Origin of the sequence: uncultured Clostridium sp. (assembly GCF_947072515.1) — a bacterium.
Classification (GTDB): Bacteria; Bacillota; Clostridia; order Clostridiales; family Clostridiaceae; genus Clostridium.
Map to the genome: position 1 here is coordinate 78188 of NZ_CAMTIG010000005.1, position 21984 is coordinate 100171.

Genomic DNA, 21984 nt, shown 5'->3' on the forward strand with positions numbered 1-21984 from the left:
AAAACCTCCCCACATAATTATATAAAAAACCTGCTAAAAGCAGGTTTTTTAAATTAAATTGACATAATTTCTTTTTCTTTTGCTTCTATTAATGCATCTATTTCTTTTACAAACTTATCAGTAACTTTTTGAATATCGCCTTCGCTTTTTTTCACTTCATCATCTGTAAGTTCACCATCTTTTTTTAGAGCCTTTATCTTATCATTAGCATCTCTTCTTATAGATCTTAATGCTACTTTAGACTCTTCTCCTACTTTTTTAACATTTTTAACAAGACTTTTTCTTGTTTCTTCTGTTAATTCTGGAATTATAAGTCTTATTAAACTTCCATCATTTGAAGGATTTAATCCTAAATCTGATGTTAATATAGCTTTTTCAATATCTTTTAATAAACTTGGTTCCCAAGGTGATATTTGTAATACTCTTGGTTCTGGTGCCGAGACGTTTGCAACTTGTGATACAGGACACATGCTTCCATAATACTCTACTTGAACTCTATCAAGCATAGTTGGGTTAGCTCTTCCTGCTTTCATAGTTGTTAAATCAGTCTTTAAAACAGTAATTGTTTTATTCATTTTTTCTTCAGCACTCTTTAAAATACTTTTAACCATATATATCCTCCTTATTTAGAAACTAATGTTCCTATCTCTTGACCTGTAATAGCTTTTTGTATATTTCCTGGTTGATCTAAACCAAATACTAATATTGGAATTTCATTATCCATACATAAAGATATTGCAGTTGAATCCATTACTTGAAGACCTCTTTCTAATACCTCTATATAAGATAGTTTATCATATTTTACTGCATCGTCAAACTTGTTTGGATCTTTATCATAAACTCCATCAACATTTTTTGCTAAAAGAATTGCATCAGCTTCTATTTCAGCTGCTCTTAATGCTGCTGTTGTATCTGTAGTAAAGTAAGGATTTCCTGTTCCTGCCGCAAATATAACAACTCTTCCTTTTTCTAAATGTCTCATAGCTCTTCTTCTGATAAAAGGCTCTGCTATTTCTTTCATTTCTATGGCAGTTTGAACTCTTGTGTTAACACCAAGTTGTTCTAATGAATCTTGTAGTGCTAAAGCATTTATACATGTTGCCATCATTCCCATGTAGTCAGCAGTAGTTCTATCCATACCTTCTCCGCTTCTACCTCTCCAGATGTTTCCACCACCTACAACAGCACCTACTTCAATTCCTTTTTCTACTAGTAATTTTATTTCTTGTGCTATTCTTGTTGCTACACTAAAATCTATTCCAAAACCATTTTTCCCTGCTAGTGCTTCACCTGAAAGCTTAAGCATTACTCTTTTATATTTACAATCAGCCATTATATTTTCCTCCAAAATCATATAACTTTTTTTATTTTACTTTAAGTTACTCATTTAACATGCTAATACTTGCCTTTATCTTAAAAAAAGAGAACACAAAGTGTTCTCTCTATGTGGTAGAATTATTTACCCATTTGCTTAGCAACTTCTGCTGCGAAATCTTCTTCTACCTTTTCGATTCCTTCTCCTCTTTCGAATCTAGCAAATTTGCTTATTGTCATTGGAGAACCTACTTCTTTTGATTTTTCTTCTAATAATTTAGTTATTGTTTTATCTCCGTCTTTAACCCAAACTTGGTCTATTAGACAAACTTCTTTATAGTACTTTTGAATTCTTCCTGTAACCATTTTTTCAACGATTTTTTCTGGTTTTCCTTCATTTAAAGCTTGAACTCTATAAATTTCTTTTTCTTTTTCTAAAGCTTCAGTATCAACTGCATCTCTATTTAAGAATAATGGGTTAGCAGCTGCAACTTGCATACAAACTTCTCTAGCAACTTCAGCAATAACTGGGCTTTCAGTTTCACAAGCAATTTCAACTAAAACTCCAATTCTTCCACCACCGTGAATGTAGCTTTGAACAGCTCCATTTTCGATAACCATTTTTTCAAATCTTCTAACTGTCATGTGTTCACCTAACTTAGCAACTAAAGCTGTAAGTTTTTCTGAAACAGTCTTGTCATCCATTTTTTCATTTAATAATTCTTCAACTGATGATACGTTTGAATTAGCAACTAATTCAGCTAATTCAGTAGCAAATGCTACGAACTCTTCGTTAGCAGCAACGAAATCAGTTTCACAGTTTACTTCTACCATAGAAGCTTTTTTATTATCCTCTGATACGAAAGTCTTAACTATACCTTCAGCAGCAACTCTTCCTGCTTTTTTAGCTGCAGCAGCTAATCCTTTTTCTCTTAAAACTTCAGCAGCTTTTTCTAAATCTCCATCAGTTTCTGTTAAAGCTTTTTTACAGTCCATCATTCCTGCACCAGTTTTTTCTCTTAATTCTTTAACTAACTTTGCTGTAATCATTATTTAAATTCCTCCTTAATATATACGCTTTTTATATCCTTTTAGGTTAAAAGGTAAATGAATAAATTCACCTACCTCTTATATCCAAAACTATTCTTCTATTTGTTCAACTTGTCTTCCTTCAATGATAGCATCTGCCATTTTAGCAGCTATTAATTTAACAGCTCTTATAGCATCGTCATTTCCTGGAATTACGTAATCAACTTCTTCTGGATCACAGTTAGTATCTACGATAGCTACTACTGGAATTCCTAAGATTTTAGCTTCTGAAATAGCATTTTTTTCTTTTCTTGGATCAACTACGAACATAGCTCCGATGTTTGTAGAATCAAGGTTTTTAATACCACCTAAGTTTTTAACTAACTTTTCCATTTCTCCTTTAAGTTTTATAACTTCTTTCTTAGGAAGAACATCGAAAGTTCCGTCTTCTTGCATTTTTTCTAGTGCTTCTAATCTATTAATTCTAGTTCTAATAGTTTTGAAGTTTGTTAACATACCACCTAACCATCTGTTATTTACAAAGTGCATGTTTGATCTGATTGCTTCTTCTTGGATAGCTTCTTGAGCTTGTTTCTTAGTTCCAACGAAAAGAATGTCTTTTCCTGTTTCAGAAACTTCTCTTAAGAAGTTGTATGCTTCCTCTGCTTTTTTAACAGTTTTTTGTAGGTCTATGATATAGATCCCGTTTCTTTCTGTGAAGATATAAGGAGCCATTTTAGGGTTCCATCTTCTAGTTTGGTGTCCAAAGTGTACACCTGCTTCTAATAATTGTTTCATTGATATAACTGACATTTTGTTACCTCCTGGTTTTTTCCTCCACTATCTTTTTTCTCATAAGAAACCTTTAATTTAAAAGGACCATCTTATAAATTAGATAATGTGTGTATTTTATTACCTTAGTTAGTATACCATAAGCTAATAATACTATCAACAAAAACTTTGTTTAATTTTCATTATTTTTGTTTCTTCTATTAAAAATACTTTTTTCGATTTATTCTCTATAAAAAAAACAGCTTTTCAGCTGTTTTTTACTTTATTTTTTTTAATTCATCTAATAATTTATCATTTAAGACTCTTATATGAGTTCCCTTCATCCCTAATGATCTAGACTCTATAACTCCAGCACTTTCAAACTTCCTTAAAGCATTTACTATAACACTTCTTGTAATTCCTACTTTGTCTGCAATTTTCGAAGCAACTAAAAGTCCTTCATTTCCATCTAATTCATTAAAGATATGTTCAACAGCCTCTAATTCTGAATAAGAAAGTGTTCCTATAGCTAATTGAACCACAGCTTTCTTTCTTGTTTCTTCAGCTAATTCTTCTTGTTTAGCTCTAAGCATTTCCATTCCAACTATTGTTGCACTATATTCACATAGTACTAAATCTTCATCTGTAAATTCTTTTCCGAATCTTGCTAAAAGAAGTGTTCCTAGTCTTTCTCTATTTCCTATAATAGGAACTATAGTTGAAAGCTTGTCTTTCACAATACATTCTTTTTCGCCTTCAAATACACAATCTCCTTTATTAAGAAGATTAGCTAGTGTTTCATTAACATTTAGTAATTTATCATTATAATCGGTTGGAAACCTTCTTTCATCTGTTACCTTTTTCTTCATAATGTCACATTCAAATTTTTCTGAAAAGCTATATCCTATAACTTTTCCTCTTCTACTTGCAATATAAACATTACATTCTAATACATTACTAAGTAATTTACATATATCTCCAAAGGCAACTGCTTCTGTTCCTGTCTTTTGTAAAATTTTGTTTAGTTTTCTCGTTTTATCAAGTAATGATGTCATCAATACTTCCTCCTCGATGATTATGTTATCTTAGTGAGTTGTTTGAAAATTCACAATATTCTCATTCTTCATCCTAATATGAATAAAAGTATATCATAGTCAATAACCATTTTCAACAGGTTTACCTCGATTTTCGACAAAGAAGTATCGTTATTTTACATCATTTCTATTTTTCTTCTTTTTTCTGTTCTATTTCATCTTTATGTTTACATTCATTATTAGAACATTGTAGATATTCTCCGGTTTTTTTAGAGAACTTTTTAACCATAAAACTGCCACACTCTGGACATTTCTTTTCAACTGGTTCATTCCAACTTACAAAATCACACTCAGGATAATTTGCGCATCCAAAGAATTTATTTCCACGTTTACTTCTTTTAGCATAAACTTTTCCACCACATTTTGGACAAGGTGCTTCAATTTCTTCAACAATTGGTTTTGCATTCTTACAATCCGGATATCCTGGACAAGCTAAAAACTTTCCATATCTTCCACGTTTAATAATCATCATTCTACCACATTTATCACATGGTACATCACTTACTTCATCTTCAATAACTACTTTTGCAATTTCTTTTTCCGCTTTATCAATAGCTACCTTAAGAGGATCAAAGAAATCCGCAACTACATTTTCCCATTCTATAGATCCTTCCTCTATAAAATCAAGCTTTCTTTCCATTTCAGCTGTAAATTCTACATCTGCTATTTGTTTAAAATAATCACAAATTATATTATTAACTATAAATCCAAGTTCTGTTGGAATTAAGTTTTTCTTTTCTCTTACTACATACTCTCTACCTAAAAGAGTTGATATTGTTGGTACATAAGTACTTGGTCTACCAATTCCCTTTTCTTCTAGAAGCTTTACAAATGACGCTTCATTATATCTAGCTGGAGGAAGAGTAAAATGTTGTGATATATCTAAAGTATCACTTTTTAATATTTCACCTTCCTCTAATTCTGGAAGAGTTGTATTTTCTTCTTCTGAATTAGAATATTCATACACCTTCATAAATCCATCAAATTCAGTTGTTGAACCACTCGCCTTTAGCTTGTAATCTCCATTTATAATATCAATTGAATTTGTATTTAACATACATGATTCCATTTGTGACGCTATAAATCTTTTCCAAATCAATGAATATAATTTATATTGCTCTGGAGTTAAACTTCCTTTTGCAATTTCTGGTGTTATTTCCACATGTGTTGGTCTTATAGCTTCATGAGCATCTTGTATATTTTTCTTTCCTTTATAAACCCTATCTTCTTTAGGTAAATATTTTTCACCATAAGCTTCTTTAATAAAGTCTTTTGCTAATGCTTTTGCATCATCTGAAATTCTTACGGAATCGGTTCTCATATAAGTAATTAATCCAACTGTTCCATGTCCTTTCACTTCTACCCCTTCATAAAGTACTTGTGCAACTGACATAGTTTTCTTTGTCATATAATTTAATTTTTTATTTGCATCCTGTTGAAGTGTACTAGTTGTAAAAGGTGCTAAAGGTTTTCTCTCTTTTTTACCTTTTTTTATTTTTTCAATTTTAAACTCTCCATCTTTTAAATCATCTAAAATCTCTTTTGCTCTAGCTTCTTCAATCATTTCAAGCTTTTCATTTTTATATTTCGATAAGTTTACTTTAAACTTTTTTCTTTCCTTCTTTAGTAAACAATCTATTGTCCAATACTCAACTGGATTAAAGGCTTTTACCTCTTCTTCTCGTTTACATATTAAATTTAATGCAGCTGATTGAACTCTTCCCGCACTAAGACCCCATCTTACGTTTCTCCATAAAATAGGACTTATTTCGTATCCAACAAGTCTATCTAAAATTCTTCTTGCTTGCTGTGCATCAACTAATCCTTTATTGATAGTTCTAGCACTTTTTAAAGAACTTTTTACAGCTGTTTTTGTTATTTCATTAAAAACTATCCTACACTTATCTTTTTCATCTATCTTTAAAAGGTTCGCTAAATGCCATGAAATTGCTTCCCCTTCTCTATCTGGATCGGTTGCAAGATATATTTTGTCTGCTTTTTTAGCAGCTTTTCTTAAGGATTTTAAAAGTTCACCTTTTCCTCTTATTGTTATATATTGTGGTTCATAATTATTTTCTATATCTACACCTAACTTACTTTTAGGTAAATCTCTAACGTGTCCCATTGATGCTTCAACAATGTAATTCTTTCCTAAATATTTTTCTATTGTTTTCGCCTTCGCAGGTGACTCTACTATTACTAATTTTTGGCCCATAAATAAACTCCACTTTTATTGGAGTTATTCACCCCCTCAAATCTATATTATCCTAGCATAATAGTTGCCAGGTAAACTTACGATGTTATTTTTAATTTGCATTTCAAATAATACCTTATACAAAGTATTTCTGTCAACCTTTGCCTTTTCAAATATTTTATCTATATGCATAGGTTCATCTCTTATTATAGTCAAAATTTCCTCTTCTATTAGAGAGTTAACTTTCCTTATATTTTTTTCCTCAAATTTTAAGAAATCACTTAAAGATTGTCTAGAAATAATAGGTACCGCGCCTTCTTTCAAAAGCATATTGCATCCATATCCAAGTTCTGAAAATATAGATGATGGTACAACCCCAATTTCTATTCCTTTTTCTAATGCATAGTTTACTGTTATAAGTGAACCACTTTTGTAATTTGCTTCTGTAACTATAAGATATCTAGCTATTCCGCTTATTATTCTATTTCTCATTGGAAAGTTATAACTAAAAGGTGGTGTTCCTAAGAAAAATTCTGTGACTATAAGACCTCTTTTTTCTAGTTCACTAAAAAGCTTCTTATTTCCTTTTGGATATAGTACATCTATTCCACAACCTAAAACTGCAATAGTTTCTCCGCCATTTTCTAAAGCTTCTTTATGAGCTATTGAATCTATTCCCCTAGCTCCTCCACTTCCTATTACATAACCATTTAAAACAGCTTCTTTTGTTATAAACTTTGTAACTTGTTCTCCATAAGACGTGTGCTTTCTGCCACCAACTATAGATAAAATCTTTTTATTAAGTAATTCTATATTTCCTTTGTAAAAAAGATAATATGGAGGATTTTCAATGTTCTTTAGTTCCTCTGGATATTCCTTCATATTATAAACTATAATTTTATCCCCTTCATTTAAATAATTTTTTAAAATTTGAATTCTTTTAGTTAAATTTTGCAAATTATTTATATGAATAGTCCTTTTTATATTTTCAAAGTTATTATAAATATTTTCCTCATTTTTATACATCTTTAATAAATTTATTTTATCTATATTTTTTATCTCTAATGATATTAACCATAATACATAAAAATCCATCTGTCTACCCCTTTACAAAAATTCTCCATTTATATCTTTTCTAAAATTTAAAGCTTCTATTAAAAATTCATATTCTATTTTTTTACTATTTTCCATATCAGCTATTGTTAAACCTAGCTTTAATAGCTTACTATAACTTCTCATAGATAATGTATTTTCTCTAAAAAAAGTTTTCAAAAATTTTTCACTCTCTTTAGTTAAATTACAAAATTCAAAAACATCTCTTCCTTGAATTTCTGCATTGTAATTATATTTTGTATCTTTAAATCTTTCCTTTTGTTTTTCTCTAGCTCTATTTATTTTTTTTAAAATTTTATCCTTTTCTTTAATTGGTCTTCTTTCTAATTCTTCTACTTTCAACCTGGGTACATAGGTAAAAATATCTATTCTATCTCTAAGTGGTTTTGATAATCTATTTTGATATCTTCTTATTTCATTATCTGTACAAGTACATTTATTTTCTTCAGATAAATCTAATGTACTTCTTCCACAAGGACATAAATTTAATGCTCCCACTAAAATAAAATTTGCAAGCATACTTCCTTTAAAGTTCATTCTATCTATTTGAATTTTCTTTTCTTCTAAAGGACATCTTAATCCTTCTAAAATATCTTTTTTAAACTCTAAAATTTCATCTAAAAATAATACACCATTGTGTGCTAATGTGATTTCTCCCGCTTTTCCATCTCTTCCTCCTCCCATAAGCCCAATTTTAGTTATTGTATGATGTGGTGCTCTAAATGGAATATTATCTTTTTCAATTTTTTCAATCATCCCTGCTATAGAATATATCTTAAAAACTTGAAGCTTTTCTTCTTCTGTAAGCTGTGGCAATAAACTTTTAAAGGCTTTTGCAAGCATTGTTTTCCCTGCCCCTGGAGTTCCAAAGAGAATTATATTATGTCTTCCTGCCGCTGCAATTCCTAATCCTCTCTTAGCTAAAATTTGACCTACTATACCATCTATATCTACGTCCTTTTGGATTTCTCCTTTTTCTTCTTTAAACTCAAAGGGTGCTATATCTTCATATTCACTAAAGTCTATTACTTCTTTTAAATTTTCAAATAAATATATTTGCCCATTTTTTATTTTATTTATTTCACTTTTATTCTCTAAAGGACAAATAAACTTCTCTACACCTTTATCTAAACCTTCTAATATTATTGGAATACTTCCATTTACTTTTTTTATTTTCCCACTTAATGATAATTCACCAAATATAATGTACTCTTCTGTATTTATTTTTTTTATTTGTCCTGACTCTATTAATATTCCTAGTGCTATTGGTAAATCTAATAGACTACCAATTTTTCTTATGTCCGCTGGAGATAAATTTACAATTATTCGTCCTAAAGGAAATTCAAACCCCAAATTTATAATAGCAGCTCTAACTCTCTCTTTTGATTCTTTTACAGATGCATCTGGTAAACCAACAATATTAAATTGTGGCAGCCCCTTTGATATATTTACTTCAACTTCAACTATTAAACTTTCCGTCCCAAGATTCGTTCCACTTTTAATCTTAATTGCCATTATTCTCGCCTCCTCTTTTATTAGTCATTATTAACAGGAGACAAATTTTTAATCAATTTTGTTATTTTTATTAATCATTAGTCAATACTTCTAAAAAGGAGTTGATTATTTTGAAGTCTTTAAATAAAAAAATAGGAAATTACGGCGAAGATATTGCCTATACCTTTTTAAGAAATAATGGCTATACTATATTGAAAAGAAACTACAGAAATAGATTTGGTGAAATAGATTTTATTTGCTCAAAAAAAGATATTTTATCTTTTATAGAGATTAAAACTCGCTATTTCAATTCTTTTGGTTCTCCTTGTGAAAGCATTAATTATAAGAAAAGAAAAAACATTATTTTTATGTCTAAGTTTTTTCTAACTGAAAATAATATCCATAATTATTTTATTCGGTATGATATTCTAGAAGTTTTCTTAAATCTTAATTCAGATAATCATGAAATTATTTTTACTACTGATGCCTTTAGGCTTTAATTCAATTAGAACCTATATATTTCTATATATAAAAAAGAGCTGTAAAAAAACAGCTCTTTTTTGTTTAATCTAATATATTCTTTAAAAAACTCATTCTATGAATTTCTGTAGCACCTATTTCTTTTATTTTTTCTATGTGTTTAGCTGCTCCATACCCAACATTGCTTTCAAATCCATATTCAGGATATTTTTCTCCATATTTTTTCATCAAATTATCTCTATATACCTTTGCGATAATTGATGCTGCTGCAATCGTTGCACTTTTAGTATCACCCTTTATCACAGATTTATTTTCTATTTTAACACCCTTTATTAAATATCCATCAGATAATACAATATCTGGTTTCACATTTAACATATCTAAACTCTCTAAAAATATTTTATTATTACAATATCCTATTCCTAGTTCATCTATCTCTTCATTAGACTTTTCTGCTATTGCATATGAGATAGCCTTTTCTTTTATAATTACAGCTAACTCTTCTCTTTTCTTTTCATTTAATTTTTTAGAATCATTTAAATAAAATATCATATCTTCATCTAAAACTTTCAAATCCAATACAACACACGCTGAAACTATAGGTCCTGCTAACGGTCCTCTTCCTACTTCATCAACTCCAGCTAAAAAGCCTTCTTTTGCAAAAGCTCTATCAAAGTCATACATATCTTTAACTCTTATCTTTTCATCTTCAAAAGCTTTAATTTCCTTTTCAATCTTATTTCCTAATGCTATAACATTTTTTCTTTTATCTTTTAAAAAGGATTCTTTTAACACTAATTTTTCTTCTAATGTTAAATTTAAAGATTCAAAATTTGTCTTTATATCTTTAAAGCTTTTTTTATCTAAACCTTCTAACAGTTTTTCCATATTCTACTCCTCTTATGGTCGTTCTAAAGAAATATTCCCCATTTTCCCTGCTCTAAACTCATCTAAAAGCATAACTGCAAGTCTTGTATAGTTTATTTCTCCACCCTTAACAATACATCCTCTTTTTCTTCCTATTGCATTAAGAGTTTCTAACGGATCTTCATAGATTTCATCTATTTTATATCTTTCTTTTAAAAGCTCTCCATAATGTTCACTCATTCTTTCTATAAGTCTATATGAAAGATCTTCTGTATCCATTATTTCATCTTTAATAGCTCCAGTAAAAGCTAAGTTTAATGCTGTTTCATCATCTTCAAATTTCGGCCATAAAACCCCTGGTGTATCTAAAAGTTCTACTCCAATAGAAGTTTTTATCCATTGTTTGTTTTTAGTTACTCCTGGTCTATCACCTGTCTTTGCTATACTATTTCTAGCAAGCTTATTTATGAATGTAGATTTTCCAACGTTCGGTATCCCAACAACCATAACTCTAATAGTTAAGCTCTTAAGTCCTTTTTTCTTCATTCTATCTATTTTTTCTTTTAATAACTCTTCTAAAGCTGGTTTTATTTTATTTATTCCAATACCTTTTAAACAGTTAACTTCGATCGCCATAACATTATCAGATTTTAATTCTTTCATCCACGATCTAGTTACTTCTTTTTGTGATAAATCACTTTTATTTAAAAGAATAAGTCTTGGTTTATTCTCAACTAATTTATCTATATCTGGATTTGCAGAACTTCTCGCTATTCTAGCATCTCTAATTTCAATAACAGCATCTACAACTTTTAAGTTTTCTTTTATTTCTCTTTGAGTTTTTTTCATATGACCTGGAAACCAGTTAATTGCCATTTAAATCACTCTCCTATATTTAAAATTTATAGAAAAAAAAGGACTTATTAAAAGTCCTTTCAATCTATGGTTAATTATCTTGTAATTAATTCTTTAACCTTAGCTGCTTTACCAACTCTGTCTCTTAAGTAGTAAAGTTTAGCTCTTCTTACTCTACCTCTTCTAGTGATCTCAATTTTTTCGATCATTGGAGCGTTCATTGGGAAAGTTTTTTCAACACCAGTTCCAAAAGCAACTCTTCTTACTGTAAAAGTTTCTCTTAAACCACCGTTTTGTTTTTTAATAACAGTTCCTTCAAATACTTGAACTCTTTCTCTGTTACCTTCTTTAATTTTTTGGTGAACTTTTACGCTATCTCCAACATTGAAGCTTGGTAAATCAGTTCTTATTTGTTCTTGTTCTATTGCTCTTAAAATTTCATTCATTGTGTATTCCTCCTAGTAATAAATTTTGACGTTCGTTCCAAAGCTAATATTCGGAAGAGGACCGCCGGTACTAACACAAAGGTTATTTTAACATATTTTTTTTTCTATTGCAATCATTTATTTTAAGAAGCTTTTTATCTTCTTTAGATAATTGGACCTTTTCAAATAAATCATTACGTCTCTCTTTTGTTATCTCTAGAGACTTTAATCTTCTCCATTTCCTTATATTCTCATGATGTCCTGATAATAATATTTCTGGTACACTTTCTTCTTCAAATATTTCTGGTCTTGTATACTGTGGATACTCTAAAACTCCATCTGAAAATGATTCTTCCATAAAACTCTCATTTTTACCAAGTACACCATCTCTTAACCTTAAAATAGAATCAATCACTGGAATAGCTGCCATTTCTCCCCCAGTTAAGATAAAATCACCAATAGAAATTTCCATATCAATATACTTATAGCATCTTTCATCTATTCCTTCATAATGTCCACAAACAAATATTAATCCTTCTTCCTTTGATAGTTCTTTTGCCATTTCATGATTGAATGTCTTTCCTCTTGGACCTAAAAACACTACTTTAGAATTATTTTTTTCTTTTACATATCTAATTGCATCTACTATAGGCTGAGGAGCCATAACCATTCCTGCTCCTCCTCCATAAGGATAATCATCTACTTTCTTATGTCTACTCGCAGTAAAATCTCTTATATTTATAGCTTCTATGCTTAATAATTCTTTTTCTTGCGCCCTACCTATAATACTATGATTAAAAATTTGAAACATTTCTGGGAAAAGTGTCAGCACACTAATCTTCATATCGCCACTCTCTTACAGGTTTTATTACTATTTTTTCTTCATCTAAATCTATATCTAATACAATATCTATAAGTGCTGGAATTAGAAGTTCTTTTGGTTTTCTAATCCAATATACATCGTTATTTTTAGTTTCTATAATATCATATATTGCACCTAAATCTTCTCCTTCAGAATCGAATACATGCATTCCTATAAGATCTCTAACATAAAACTCATCGTCATCTAAATCTGGTTCATTTTCTCTTAGTACATATAATTCTGTACCTTTATATGTTTCAGCTTCTTCAATTGAGTTTATTCCTTCTAATTTTAATATTACTCTATCTTTTTGAAACTTAGTTCCTTCAATTTTGACTTCCTTGTCATTTATAAGTACATATCCATATCTTTTAAAATTATTGACGTCTCTAGTTTTAGCTATTACTTTTACTTCACCTTTTAATCCATGTGTATTAACTATTTTTCCTACGTTAAAAACTTCATCCATCTTATTTAAACACCTCTTTTTATTTAATCACTCTATATTTTAACCTAAATCATATGTGCTAATCAATTACTATATTGAAATTATTTATTACATTTTATTTATCTATATATACAAACTATAATTTTAGCACTTTAAATCATTGCTCTTCATAGCATCTATTTAAAGTTATTTTCAATTTACTAATTATACGAAATTATTTTCTTACATATTAAAAAAAGAGTTAGGTGTTAGCCTAACTCTTTAAATAATTTCAACTACTACTCGTTTTTCTTCTTTTATGGCAACAGCCTTTACTACAGTTCGAATAGCTTTTGCTATTCTCCCTTGCTTTCCGATAACTTTTCCCATATCTTCTGGAGCTACCTTCAGCTCAAGTATAATAGACTGCTCGCCAGCAATTTCATTAACTCTAACTTCTTCGGGTCTATCCACTAATGATTTAGCTATTAATTCAACTAATTCTTTCATATAGTGTCTGCAAATATGTACTACTTGCAGTCTTCACCTCCAATAATTATTTGCTAATTCCTGCTTGATTGAAAAGCTTTTTAACTACATCAGTTGGTTGAGCACCATCTTGTAACCATTTGTTAGCTTTTTCTTCGTTGATTTTGATTTCTTTTGGTTGAGCAACTGGATTGTAGAATCCGATTTCTTCGATGAATCTTCCATCTCTTGGGCTTCTTGAATCAGCAACAACAACTCTGTAGAAAGGAGCTTTATGAGCACCCATTCTTCTTAATCTTATTTTAACTGCCATGTCTATTTCACCTCCTTTAAAAAATTTTAAATATATTTTAACTCATGAAAGGCATCTTTCCAAATAAACCTTTTTTAGAAGATTTAGTTAGTGACTTCATTTGTTTCATATTCTTCTTCATCATTTCATAACCTTTTATAAGCTTATTAACTTCTTGAATCGTAACCCCTGAACCTTGTGCTATTCTTTTCTTTCTTGAAGATGATCCTATTATAAGTTGAGGATTTCTTCTTTCTTTAATAGTCATTGAATAAATTATTGATTTCACTTTATTCATTTGGTTCTGACTATCTTCTAAATTCAAGCCTTGTAGTTCCTTTGAGTTTACTCCTGGTACCATTTCTAAAAGTTTATTTATTGGTCCAAGTTTTTGCATTTGTTCCATTGCATTAATGTAATCTTCAAAATTCAGACCTTCAGTCATCATCTTTTTACTTAAGTCTTTTGCTTCTTTTTCATCAATTGCAGCTTCTGCTTTTTCAATAAGTGATAACACATCACCCATTCCTAAAATTCTTGATGACATTCTATCAGGATGGAAAACTTCAAAATCATTCATTTTTTCTCCAACACCGATAAACTTAATTGGTTTACCTGTGATAGATCTAATTGAAAGTGCTGCTCCACCTCTTGTATCACCATCTAATTTAGTTAAGATAACTCCTGTTAAGTCTAATTGACTATTAAAAGTTTCTGCTACATTTACAGCATCTTGACCTGTCATAGCATCTACAGTTAGTAAAATTTCTGATGGATTAACTGCTTCTTTAACATCAGCTAATTCTCCCATTAGAGCTTCATCTATATGAAGTCTACCTGCTGTATCTATAATTACTACATTATTTCCATTTTCTCTAGCATGTTTAATTCCTGCTTTAGCTATATCAACAGCTTTAACTTTGTCTCCCATTTGGAACACTGGAATATCAATACCTTTTCCAACAATCTCTAATTGCTTAATCGCTGCTGGTCTATATATATCACAAGCTACTAAAAGTGGTTTTTTATTGTTCTTTCTAAGATTTAACGCAAGCTTTCCACACATAGTTGTTTTACCTGCACCTTGAAGACCAACTAACATTATAACCGTTGGATTTGCTCCTGTAAAGTCTAATTTACTTTCAGTTCCACCCATAAGTTCAGTAAGCTCATCATTAACTATTTTAACTACTTGTTGCCCTGGAGTTAAGCTTTCTAAAACTTCACTTCCAACACATTTACTACTTACATTTTTAACAAAGCCTTTTACAACTTTAAAGTTAACATCCGCTTCTAATAATGCAAGTTTTACTTCTCTCATTGCTTCTTTTATATCTTTTTCATTAAGCTTTCCTTTTCCTTTAAGTTTTTTAAAGGTATTTTGAAGCTTTTCTGATAATCCTTCAAAAGCCATATTAAACCTCCTTGTTTTATAAATCTTCTAGTTCTTCTTTTAGCATATCATATTCTTCTTCATTTATAGAATGTTTTTTTCTAAGATTCTCTAAAAGTCTTATAATTTTCTTTTCTCGATTTAAACTCTTTTGAAGTAAGTTTAGTTTATTTTCATAGGCTAAAAGCTGCTTTTCACATCTTTTAATTAAATCATGAATTGCTTGCCTACTTGTCTTATTTATCTCAGCAATCTCTGCTAATGATAAATCTTCATTGTAGTACATTTCCATAATATTTTGTTGTTTTTCTGTTAATAACGGCAAATAATAATCCATTAAAAACGAAACTTCAAACCTATCTACCATAATAATCACCTTACCCACAAAAGAGATGATATCAAATTTTCAAGTAAGTGTCAAGTATTTTTACTTAACACTTATCTTTTTTTTAAAATAATGCTTCTACAAAACTTTCTGCATCAAATTCTTGTAGATCATCTACACCTTCACCTACACCTATATACTTTACAGGAATATCTAGAATTTGTTTTATCGAAATTACTACTCCACCTTTAGCTGTTCCATCTAACTTAGTTAATATTATACCATCTATAGGACAAGTTTCCATAAACTGTTTTGCTTGGATAACTGCATTTTGTCCAGTTGTTCCATCAAGTACAAGTAATGTTTCTTTTTTAGCTTCACTATATTCTCTGTCAATAATTCTATTTATTTTTTCTAGTTCATTCATAAGATTTTTTTTATTGTGAAGTCTTCCTGCAGTATCACAAATTAAAAGATCTGCATTCCTTGCCTTTGCAGCTGTAACAGCATCAAATACTACTGCTGCCGGATCTGCACCTTCTCCTTGTTTTACTATATCAACTCCAGCTCTTTTACTCCATATATCTAGTTGCTCTATAGCACCAGCTCTAAAAGTATCTGCTGCTGCTAACAATACTTTTTTACCTTCTTCTTTATTTTTTGCTGCAAGTTTTCCTATTGATGTTGTTTTCCCTACTCCATTAACACCAATTACTAAAAGAACTTCTTTACTAGAAGGATTTTCTTCCTCTTCTTTTGTCCCTTCAAGCATCATATCTTTAATAACTTCTTTTAATGCTGGTTTTACCATTTGAGGATCATTTATTTTCTCATCTCTTATTTTTTTTCTAAGTCTTTCTATTATCTCTACTGTTGTATCCATACCAATATCAGATATTATTAGAATTTCTTCTAACTCTTCATATAAGTCATCATCTATGGCCACCGCTAAATTTAACACTTCATTTATTTTATCAGTAAGCCCATCCCTCGTTTTTGTAAGTCCCGTTTTTAATTTATCAAAAAATTTTCCTAGCATAAAAATCTATTCCTCCTTATTTTTCATATCTACTGATACTACCTTCGACACACCTTTTTCTTCCATTGTTACACCATACATTACATCACTTACTTCCATTGTTCCTTTTCTATGAGTAATAACTATAAACTGTATATTTTCTGAAAATTTATTTAGAAATTCTGCATATCTATTTACATTAGCATCATCTAACGCTGCTTCTATTTCATCTAAAATACAAAATGGTGTTGGTTTCATCTTTAGTATACCAAAAAGCAATGCAATTGCGGATAAAACTTTTTCTCCACCTGACATTAAATTTATATTTTGAAGTTTCTTTCCCGGTGGCTCTACATTTATTTCTATTGCAGAGGTTAATTCATCCCCTTCACCTAATATAAGTTCAGCACTACCACCTTTAAATAATTCTTTAAACGTCTCATTAAAATTTTTATTTATGACTTTGAAGTTTTCTCTAAAAAGTATTCTCATTTCTTCAGTCATTTCTTCTATTACTTTTAAAAGTTCATCCTTTGATTTCTCCAAATCTCCTTCTTGCTTTGACATAAATTCATATTTTTCTTTTACATCGTCATATTCTTCTATCGCTGCTAAATTTACCATTCCTAAAGCTGAAATCTTCTTCTTTAGCCCTTGTACATTTGATTTAAATCCTTCTATATTTTCTATAGGTTCAGATATTTCTAATGCTTCTGCAAATGTTAGTTCTATTTCCTCATTCAACTTCTTATAAAGGGTTTCTTTTTCTGTATCTTTTTTTGCTTTTTGAATCTGTATCTTATTAAATTCCCCTTCATCTTTAGTTATTATATCTCGAATTTCTGATATAACTGTATCTATTTTTCTAAAATCTTCTTTTAATACAGCTCTTTTTACTTCATCATCTTTAAATTCTATTTCTAAATTAGATACTATTTCCTCATTATCAAAAATAGTATTTTCACTTTCTTTTATTTCTGCTTTAAATTTTTCTATATCCTCTATAGCTTTATTATTATTTTCTTTTAATATAGCTATTTTTTCTTTGTTTTCCGTAAATTCTCTTTCTGTTCTTTCAATTTCTCTAATTTTATTATTATGTGTCTCATCTAATGTTGCTTTAGCTATTTTAAATTCAAGTAAATCTGATTTTATATTTTCTAAATTCACTCTTTTTTCTTTCAGCTCTTCAGATACATCCTCTTCCTTTTCTTTATTTCCTTTTGATGTATCTAAGACATAGCTTAAGCTATTTTCCATTTCTATTTTATTAGATTGTATTTCTTCTAATTCAAGGTTTATTTTATTTATTTTCTTTAATGATTCATTTTTATGTTTTTCTAAATTATCTTTTACATTTAATATGTTAGAATATTCATTTTTAGATGTTGCAATCTCTACTCTTACTCCATGTATTTTATCAGTAAAATTCAATATTTCTTCATCTAAAATAGTCCTTTTCTCTTTAGATTGACCAAACTCATCATTTATTTTTTCTAATTCTACTTTTAATTTTTCTATATTTTTCTCTAAATCTTCTATCTCTCTTTTTCTACCTAGAATATTTCTAGTTTTTCCTTTTATACTTCCACCAGTTAATGCTCCACCTGAATTTAATACTTCTCCTTCAAGAGTTACAATTTTATTTTTATAATTAGTCACTTTTGCAATTTTAAAAGCCGCATCCATATCTCTAGCTATAATTGTTCTCCCTAAAGAATATTCTACAACTCTTCTATATTCCTCTTTAAAATTGACTATATCAGATGCTATACCAATAAATCCATCTACATCGACTACATTTTTATTTATAATTAATCTATTACCTTTTATAACATCTAATGGTAATAATGTTACTCTTCCGAGTCTTTCTCTCTTTAGATAATTAATAATATTTTTTGCATTAAATTCTTTTTCTACAATAAGATTAGATATAGCTCCCCCTAATGTAGTTTCAATTGCTAATTCATATTTAGGATTTATTTTTAAGATTTCTCCTAAAACTTTTACCTTACCCTCTCTTATTTCACCTTTGTCAACTCTATCCATTAGTGATTTAACTGATCTATTATATCCTTCATATTGATTTTCTAAATCCTTTAGAAGTGTTACATTCGCATTCAATTTACTAATATTTATATTAAGCCCTCTTATTTCAAGCTCTTTCTTAGAGATTAAAGTATTCATTTTTGTAAGATTATTTTTCTTTTCTATAACTTCTCCACTAAGCAATTTAAAATCTTCATCTAAAGATTTTATTTTTATACTTAAACTATTTATGCTAGATTTATTTAAATTAAAAGCATTTTCATTTTCTTTTAATTCTTCTAATAATCTTTCCTTTTCTTCTTGTTTACTTTTATATCTTTCTTTAAATCGTTCAAGATTTTTTGTAATATTAGAATTATTTTCTAATATTTTTATTTCTTCCTTTTTTAAATTTGAAATTTCTAACTCTAAATCCTGAATTCTATCTTTGCATTTTTTCCCTTTTTCTTCTAACACTTTAATTTCTTCTTCATTTTCACTTCTTAAAGTATCACTTTTTAAAATTTCCTTTTCTAGAAAATCTTTTTGTTCTCTAAAATTTTTTATTCTTTCATTTAGACTGTATTCTTCAAATTTATTTTTTTCTATATCATTTTTATAGTTTTCTATTCTTTCTTTCAAGATTTGGATATTACTTTTCAATTTAGTAATATCTTCTTTTTTCTTGAAATATTTAAATTTTTTATCTGTTGTTATTCTTTCTAATCCTTCTATCTTTTCTTCTATTTCTCTCAAGACTTTTCTTTTTTCATTTAAATGTTCTCTTTTAGAAAATAGATTTTTTTCTCCCTCTTCGAGTTCATTTATAATTTTTCTTAATTCTAAATCAATATCTTTTATACTATGTACTATTAAAGATACTTCTTTTCCTTTTAACTCCTTTGAAAGGTCTCTAAACTTCAGTGCTTTTTCCCTTTCATTTTTTAAAGGCTCAATTCGCTCTTCATAAGTACTTATTATATCTCTAATACGTACAAGATTATCTTCCGTATTTGAAAGTTTTCTTTCGGCTTCTATCTTTCTATATTTGTATTTTACAATTCCAGCTGCCTCTTCTAAAAGAGCTCTTCTATCTTCTGGCCTTCCACTTAATATAGCCTCTATTTTCCCTTGTCCTATTAAAGAATACCCTTCTTTTCCTATTCCAGTATCCATAAATAAATTAGTTATATCTTTTAATCTAGCTTTACTATTATTTATTAAATACTCTGTTTCTCCTGATCTAAATATTCTTCTTGAAATAGTTACCTCGTTATAATCTGTAGCTAAGCTTCCATCTTCATTACTCAAAGTCAATGAAACCTTTGCAAGTCCAACTTGTTTTCTATATTGAGTTCCTGCAAAAATAACATCTTCCATCTTTCCGCCTCTTAAAGTTTTAGCACTTTGTTCCCCTAAAACCCAACGTACAGCATCAGAAATATTACTTTTTCCACTCCCATTTGGCCCAACTACAGCTGTTACACCTTTTTTAAACCTTAATTCTGTTTTATCTGCAAATGATTTAAACCCTCTTATCTCTAAAGATTTTAAAAACAATAATCTTCACTCCTTCTATGCGAATAACGGTATTATCGTAACAAGAAGTATTAATACTAATCCTATCGCTAATACTATTTGTAATTTTTTTCTTGTTTTTGCTTTCATAAAATCACCTCTAAAAAACTTTTTTATTTAACAAAACGAGAGTTTCCTCTCGTTTTATTTAAATGCTTATTTTAAATTTTTCTTCTTTCGTAACGAGTATTTCTCCTCGTTTTATCTTATCATTTACAGATACTCGTATATTATATCCATTCTCTAAAAGTTTCTTAAAATAAAACTTTTTATTTGCATATAACTTACTTATATCTCTTGAATTTATATTTATACTGCCTATTTTTGTCTCTTTTAATAGTTCTTTTATTTCTTCATTTATTATTGAACTTTCAACTAATTCTCTAAATGCTGGATGAAAAGGACCATCTATTACGTCCTTGCCTTCTGTTATTGTATCTGTTGGTTGAAGTCCTACTCTTATTATATTAATGTCAGCCTCTTTAAAAAGCTTATAGATTTCTTTTGAAACATCTACAGCCTCTTCTACTGAATAAGGAGTATAATCTCCTCTTCTATACATTTCCTCCATCGGTGTATCTTTTATTACAAGTGATGGATATATTCTAATTAAGTCTGGTTTCATCTCAATTGATTTCTTAGCACTTAATATATCTTTTTCTTTTGTTGTTCCAGGAAGTCCTGGCATAAGTTGATGACCTAAAGTAATTCCATATTTTTTAATCAGTTTTGATGCTTGATATACATTAAATGCTGTGTGCCCTCTTCCTGCTGCTTTTAAAACACCATCATCTAAAGATTGTACACCTAACTCTATAATATCTACATCATATTCTAAAAGATATTTTAAAATATAATCACTTATAGCATCTGGTCTAGTTGACATTCTTATTTTTTTTACTATTCCCTTATCTTTAAATTCTTTTGCAACGCTTAAAAGTTCTCTTTGTTTTTTTTCATTTATAGCTGTAAATGTTCCCCCAAAAAACGAAACTTCTATCATAGCATCTTTATTTTCTATAGTTTCATAATACTCTTCTATTATGTTTTTAACCTTTTCACCATTTACTCTATCTTTTATTCCTGTTATCCTATCTTGATTACAAAATACACATTGATGTGGACAGCCTTCAAATGGAACAAATATAGGTATAATATAATGGTCTTTACTCATTTATTACCTCCAGATTTACTAAAGCCTTCTTAGCAGCTTTTTGTTCTGCTTCTTTCTTTGAAAAACCTTCCCCTTCGCCTTTAACTCCACCATTTATTAAAACTGTAGTGTAGAATTTTCTTCTGTGTGGTGGCCCTTCAAATTTTACTAATTCATAAGTTATATTTACTTCACCATTTTGTTGTAAATATTCTTGTAGTTTAGTCTTGAAGTCTAAAATTATTTTATTATTTATAGCTTTATCAATTATATCATGGAATTTATTTAATATAAATTCTCTAGCATACTCAAAACCTTTATCTAGATATATAGCTGCAATAACAGCTTCTATAGCATCTGCTTGAATAGAAACACGGTTTCTTCCCCCTGTTAGTTCTTCTCCTCTACTCATTCTGATATAAGCCCCTACACTTACACTTTTTGCTACCTCAAATAAAGAATTTTCACATACTATTAAACTTCTTATTTTCGTTAGTTCCCCTTCACTTTTTTCTTTATAATTTTTATAAAGATACTCTGTTACACTTAATTGAAGAACAGAATCCCCTAAAAATTCTAATCTTTCATTGTACTCTGAATCCTTATATTGATTTGCAAAGGAACTATGTGTTAATGCTACACGCAAATAACTTAGATTTGTGAAGGTCACTCCGAGCGAAGCTTCCATCTCTTTTAATTTTAATTTATTCATTTTTACACTCCTCTAAGTTTATTCTTCAATTTCCTCATTAAGGTTTAAATTCAAGAATAAACTATCATAAA

Annotated in this window: 22 protein-coding genes; 1 reads left to right on the forward strand and 21 read right to left on the reverse strand. The window is 29.1% G+C overall.

Going from position 1 to position 21984, the window contains the following annotated elements:
- Positions 1-53 precede the first annotated feature (53 nt).
- The 8 genes from frr to Q0W06_RS03390 form a co-directional block, all read right to left on the reverse strand.
- Complete coding sequence (gene frr / locus Q0W06_RS03355; protein ID WP_297631392.1) at positions 54-611, reverse strand: ribosome recycling factor; 558 nt, start codon at positions 609-611, stop codon at positions 54-56.
- 11 nt (positions 612-622) lie between these two features.
- On the reverse strand, positions 623-1333 hold the full coding sequence (gene pyrH / locus Q0W06_RS03360; protein ID WP_297631395.1) for a UMP kinase: 711 nt from the start codon (positions 1331-1333) through the stop codon (positions 623-625).
- A 122-nt stretch (positions 1334-1455) separates the two neighbouring features.
- Positions 1456-2364 (reverse strand): translation elongation factor Ts, encoded by a 909-nt coding sequence (gene tsf, locus Q0W06_RS03365; RefSeq protein ID WP_297631397.1) that lies wholly within the window; start codon positions 2362-2364, stop codon positions 1456-1458.
- Positions 2365-2454: 90 nt separating this feature from the next.
- On the reverse strand, positions 2455-3156 hold the full coding sequence (rpsB, locus tag Q0W06_RS03370) for a 30S ribosomal protein S2 (RefSeq protein ID WP_297631400.1): 702 nt from the start codon (positions 3154-3156) through the stop codon (positions 2455-2457).
- Positions 3157-3392: 236 nt separating this feature from the next.
- The gene (gene codY / locus Q0W06_RS03375) at positions 3393-4169 is read right to left on the reverse strand and encodes a GTP-sensing pleiotropic transcriptional regulator CodY (RefSeq protein ID WP_297631403.1); all 777 of its coding nucleotides are present in this window, start codon (positions 4167-4169) and stop codon (positions 3393-3395) included.
- A gap of 166 nt (positions 4170-4335) precedes the next feature.
- Complete coding sequence (gene topA / locus Q0W06_RS03380; RefSeq protein WP_297631405.1) at positions 4336-6423, reverse strand: type I DNA topoisomerase; 2088 nt, start codon at positions 6421-6423, stop codon at positions 4336-4338.
- Positions 6424-6465: 42 nt separating this feature from the next.
- Positions 6466-7497, reverse strand: coding sequence for a DNA-processing protein DprA (gene dprA / locus Q0W06_RS03385; protein WP_297631408.1), 1032 nt, complete (start codon positions 7495-7497; stop codon positions 6466-6468).
- Between the two features lie 12 nt (positions 7498-7509).
- Positions 7510-9030, reverse strand: a complete 1521-nt coding sequence (locus tag Q0W06_RS03390; RefSeq protein WP_297631409.1) for a YifB family Mg chelatase-like AAA ATPase — start codon at positions 9028-9030, stop codon at positions 7510-7512.
- 110 nt (positions 9031-9140) lie between these two features.
- Here Q0W06_RS03390 and Q0W06_RS03395 point away from each other — a divergent pair, with 110 nt between their 5' ends.
- Positions 9141-9509 (forward strand): YraN family protein, encoded by a 369-nt coding sequence (locus Q0W06_RS03395; RefSeq protein WP_297631412.1) that lies wholly within the window; start codon positions 9141-9143, stop codon positions 9507-9509.
- Positions 9510-9573: 64 nt separating this feature from the next.
- Here Q0W06_RS03395 and Q0W06_RS03400 read toward each other — a convergent pair whose 3' ends face one another.
- The 13 genes from Q0W06_RS03400 to rnc form a co-directional block, all read right to left on the reverse strand.
- Entirely contained in the window at positions 9574-10377 is an 804-nt protein-coding gene (locus Q0W06_RS03400; RefSeq protein WP_297631415.1) for a ribonuclease HII, read from the reverse strand.
- Positions 10378-10389: 12 nt separating this feature from the next.
- The gene (gene ylqF, locus Q0W06_RS03405; RefSeq protein ID WP_297631418.1) at positions 10390-11232 is read right to left on the reverse strand and encodes a ribosome biogenesis GTPase YlqF; all 843 of its coding nucleotides are present in this window, start codon (positions 11230-11232) and stop codon (positions 10390-10392) included.
- Positions 11233-11306: 74 nt separating this feature from the next.
- Entirely contained in the window at positions 11307-11657 is a 351-nt protein-coding gene (gene rplS, locus Q0W06_RS03410) for a 50S ribosomal protein L19 (RefSeq protein ID WP_297631420.1), read from the reverse strand.
- A gap of 82 nt (positions 11658-11739) precedes the next feature.
- Positions 11740-12480 carry a tRNA (guanosine(37)-N1)-methyltransferase TrmD gene (gene trmD, locus Q0W06_RS03415; RefSeq protein WP_297631423.1) on the reverse strand — a complete coding sequence of 247 codons (741 nt, stop codon included), beginning with the start codon at positions 12478-12480 and terminating at the stop codon, positions 11740-11742.
- Entirely contained in the window at positions 12470-12967 is a 498-nt protein-coding gene (gene rimM, locus Q0W06_RS03420; RefSeq protein ID WP_297631427.1) for a ribosome maturation factor RimM, read from the reverse strand. The genes trmD and rimM overlap by 11 nt, the downstream gene beginning before the upstream one ends.
- A 240-nt stretch (positions 12968-13207) precedes the next feature.
- Positions 13208-13435, reverse strand: coding sequence for a KH domain-containing protein (locus tag Q0W06_RS03425; RefSeq protein WP_297631430.1), 228 nt, complete (start codon positions 13433-13435; stop codon positions 13208-13210).
- A 46-nt stretch (positions 13436-13481) separates the two neighbouring features.
- Entirely contained in the window at positions 13482-13727 is a 246-nt protein-coding gene (gene rpsP / locus Q0W06_RS03430) for a 30S ribosomal protein S16 (protein ID WP_297631433.1), read from the reverse strand.
- Between the two features lie 37 nt (positions 13728-13764).
- Complete coding sequence (gene ffh, locus Q0W06_RS03435; RefSeq protein ID WP_297631436.1) at positions 13765-15120, reverse strand: signal recognition particle protein; 1356 nt, start codon at positions 15118-15120, stop codon at positions 13765-13767.
- 16 nt (positions 15121-15136) lie between these two features.
- On the reverse strand, positions 15137-15466 hold the full coding sequence (locus Q0W06_RS03440) for a putative DNA-binding protein (protein ID WP_297631438.1): 330 nt from the start codon (positions 15464-15466) through the stop codon (positions 15137-15139).
- An 82-nt stretch (positions 15467-15548) separates the two neighbouring features.
- On the reverse strand, positions 15549-16463 hold the full coding sequence (gene ftsY / locus Q0W06_RS03445) for a signal recognition particle-docking protein FtsY (protein WP_297631441.1): 915 nt from the start codon (positions 16461-16463) through the stop codon (positions 15549-15551).
- A gap of 6 nt (positions 16464-16469) precedes the next feature.
- Entirely contained in the window at positions 16470-20030 is a 3561-nt protein-coding gene (smc, locus tag Q0W06_RS03450) for a chromosome segregation protein SMC (RefSeq protein ID WP_297631443.1), read from the reverse strand.
- Between the two features lie 166 nt (positions 20031-20196).
- Positions 20197-21222, reverse strand: coding sequence for a radical SAM protein (locus Q0W06_RS03455; protein WP_297631444.1), 1026 nt, complete (start codon positions 21220-21222; stop codon positions 20197-20199).
- A complete protein-coding gene (gene rnc / locus Q0W06_RS03460; protein ID WP_297631447.1) occupies positions 21215-21913 on the reverse strand; it encodes a ribonuclease III in 699 nt (232 codons plus the stop codon). The genes Q0W06_RS03455 and rnc overlap by 8 nt, the downstream gene beginning before the upstream one ends.
- Positions 21914-21984: the final 71 nt, after the last annotated feature.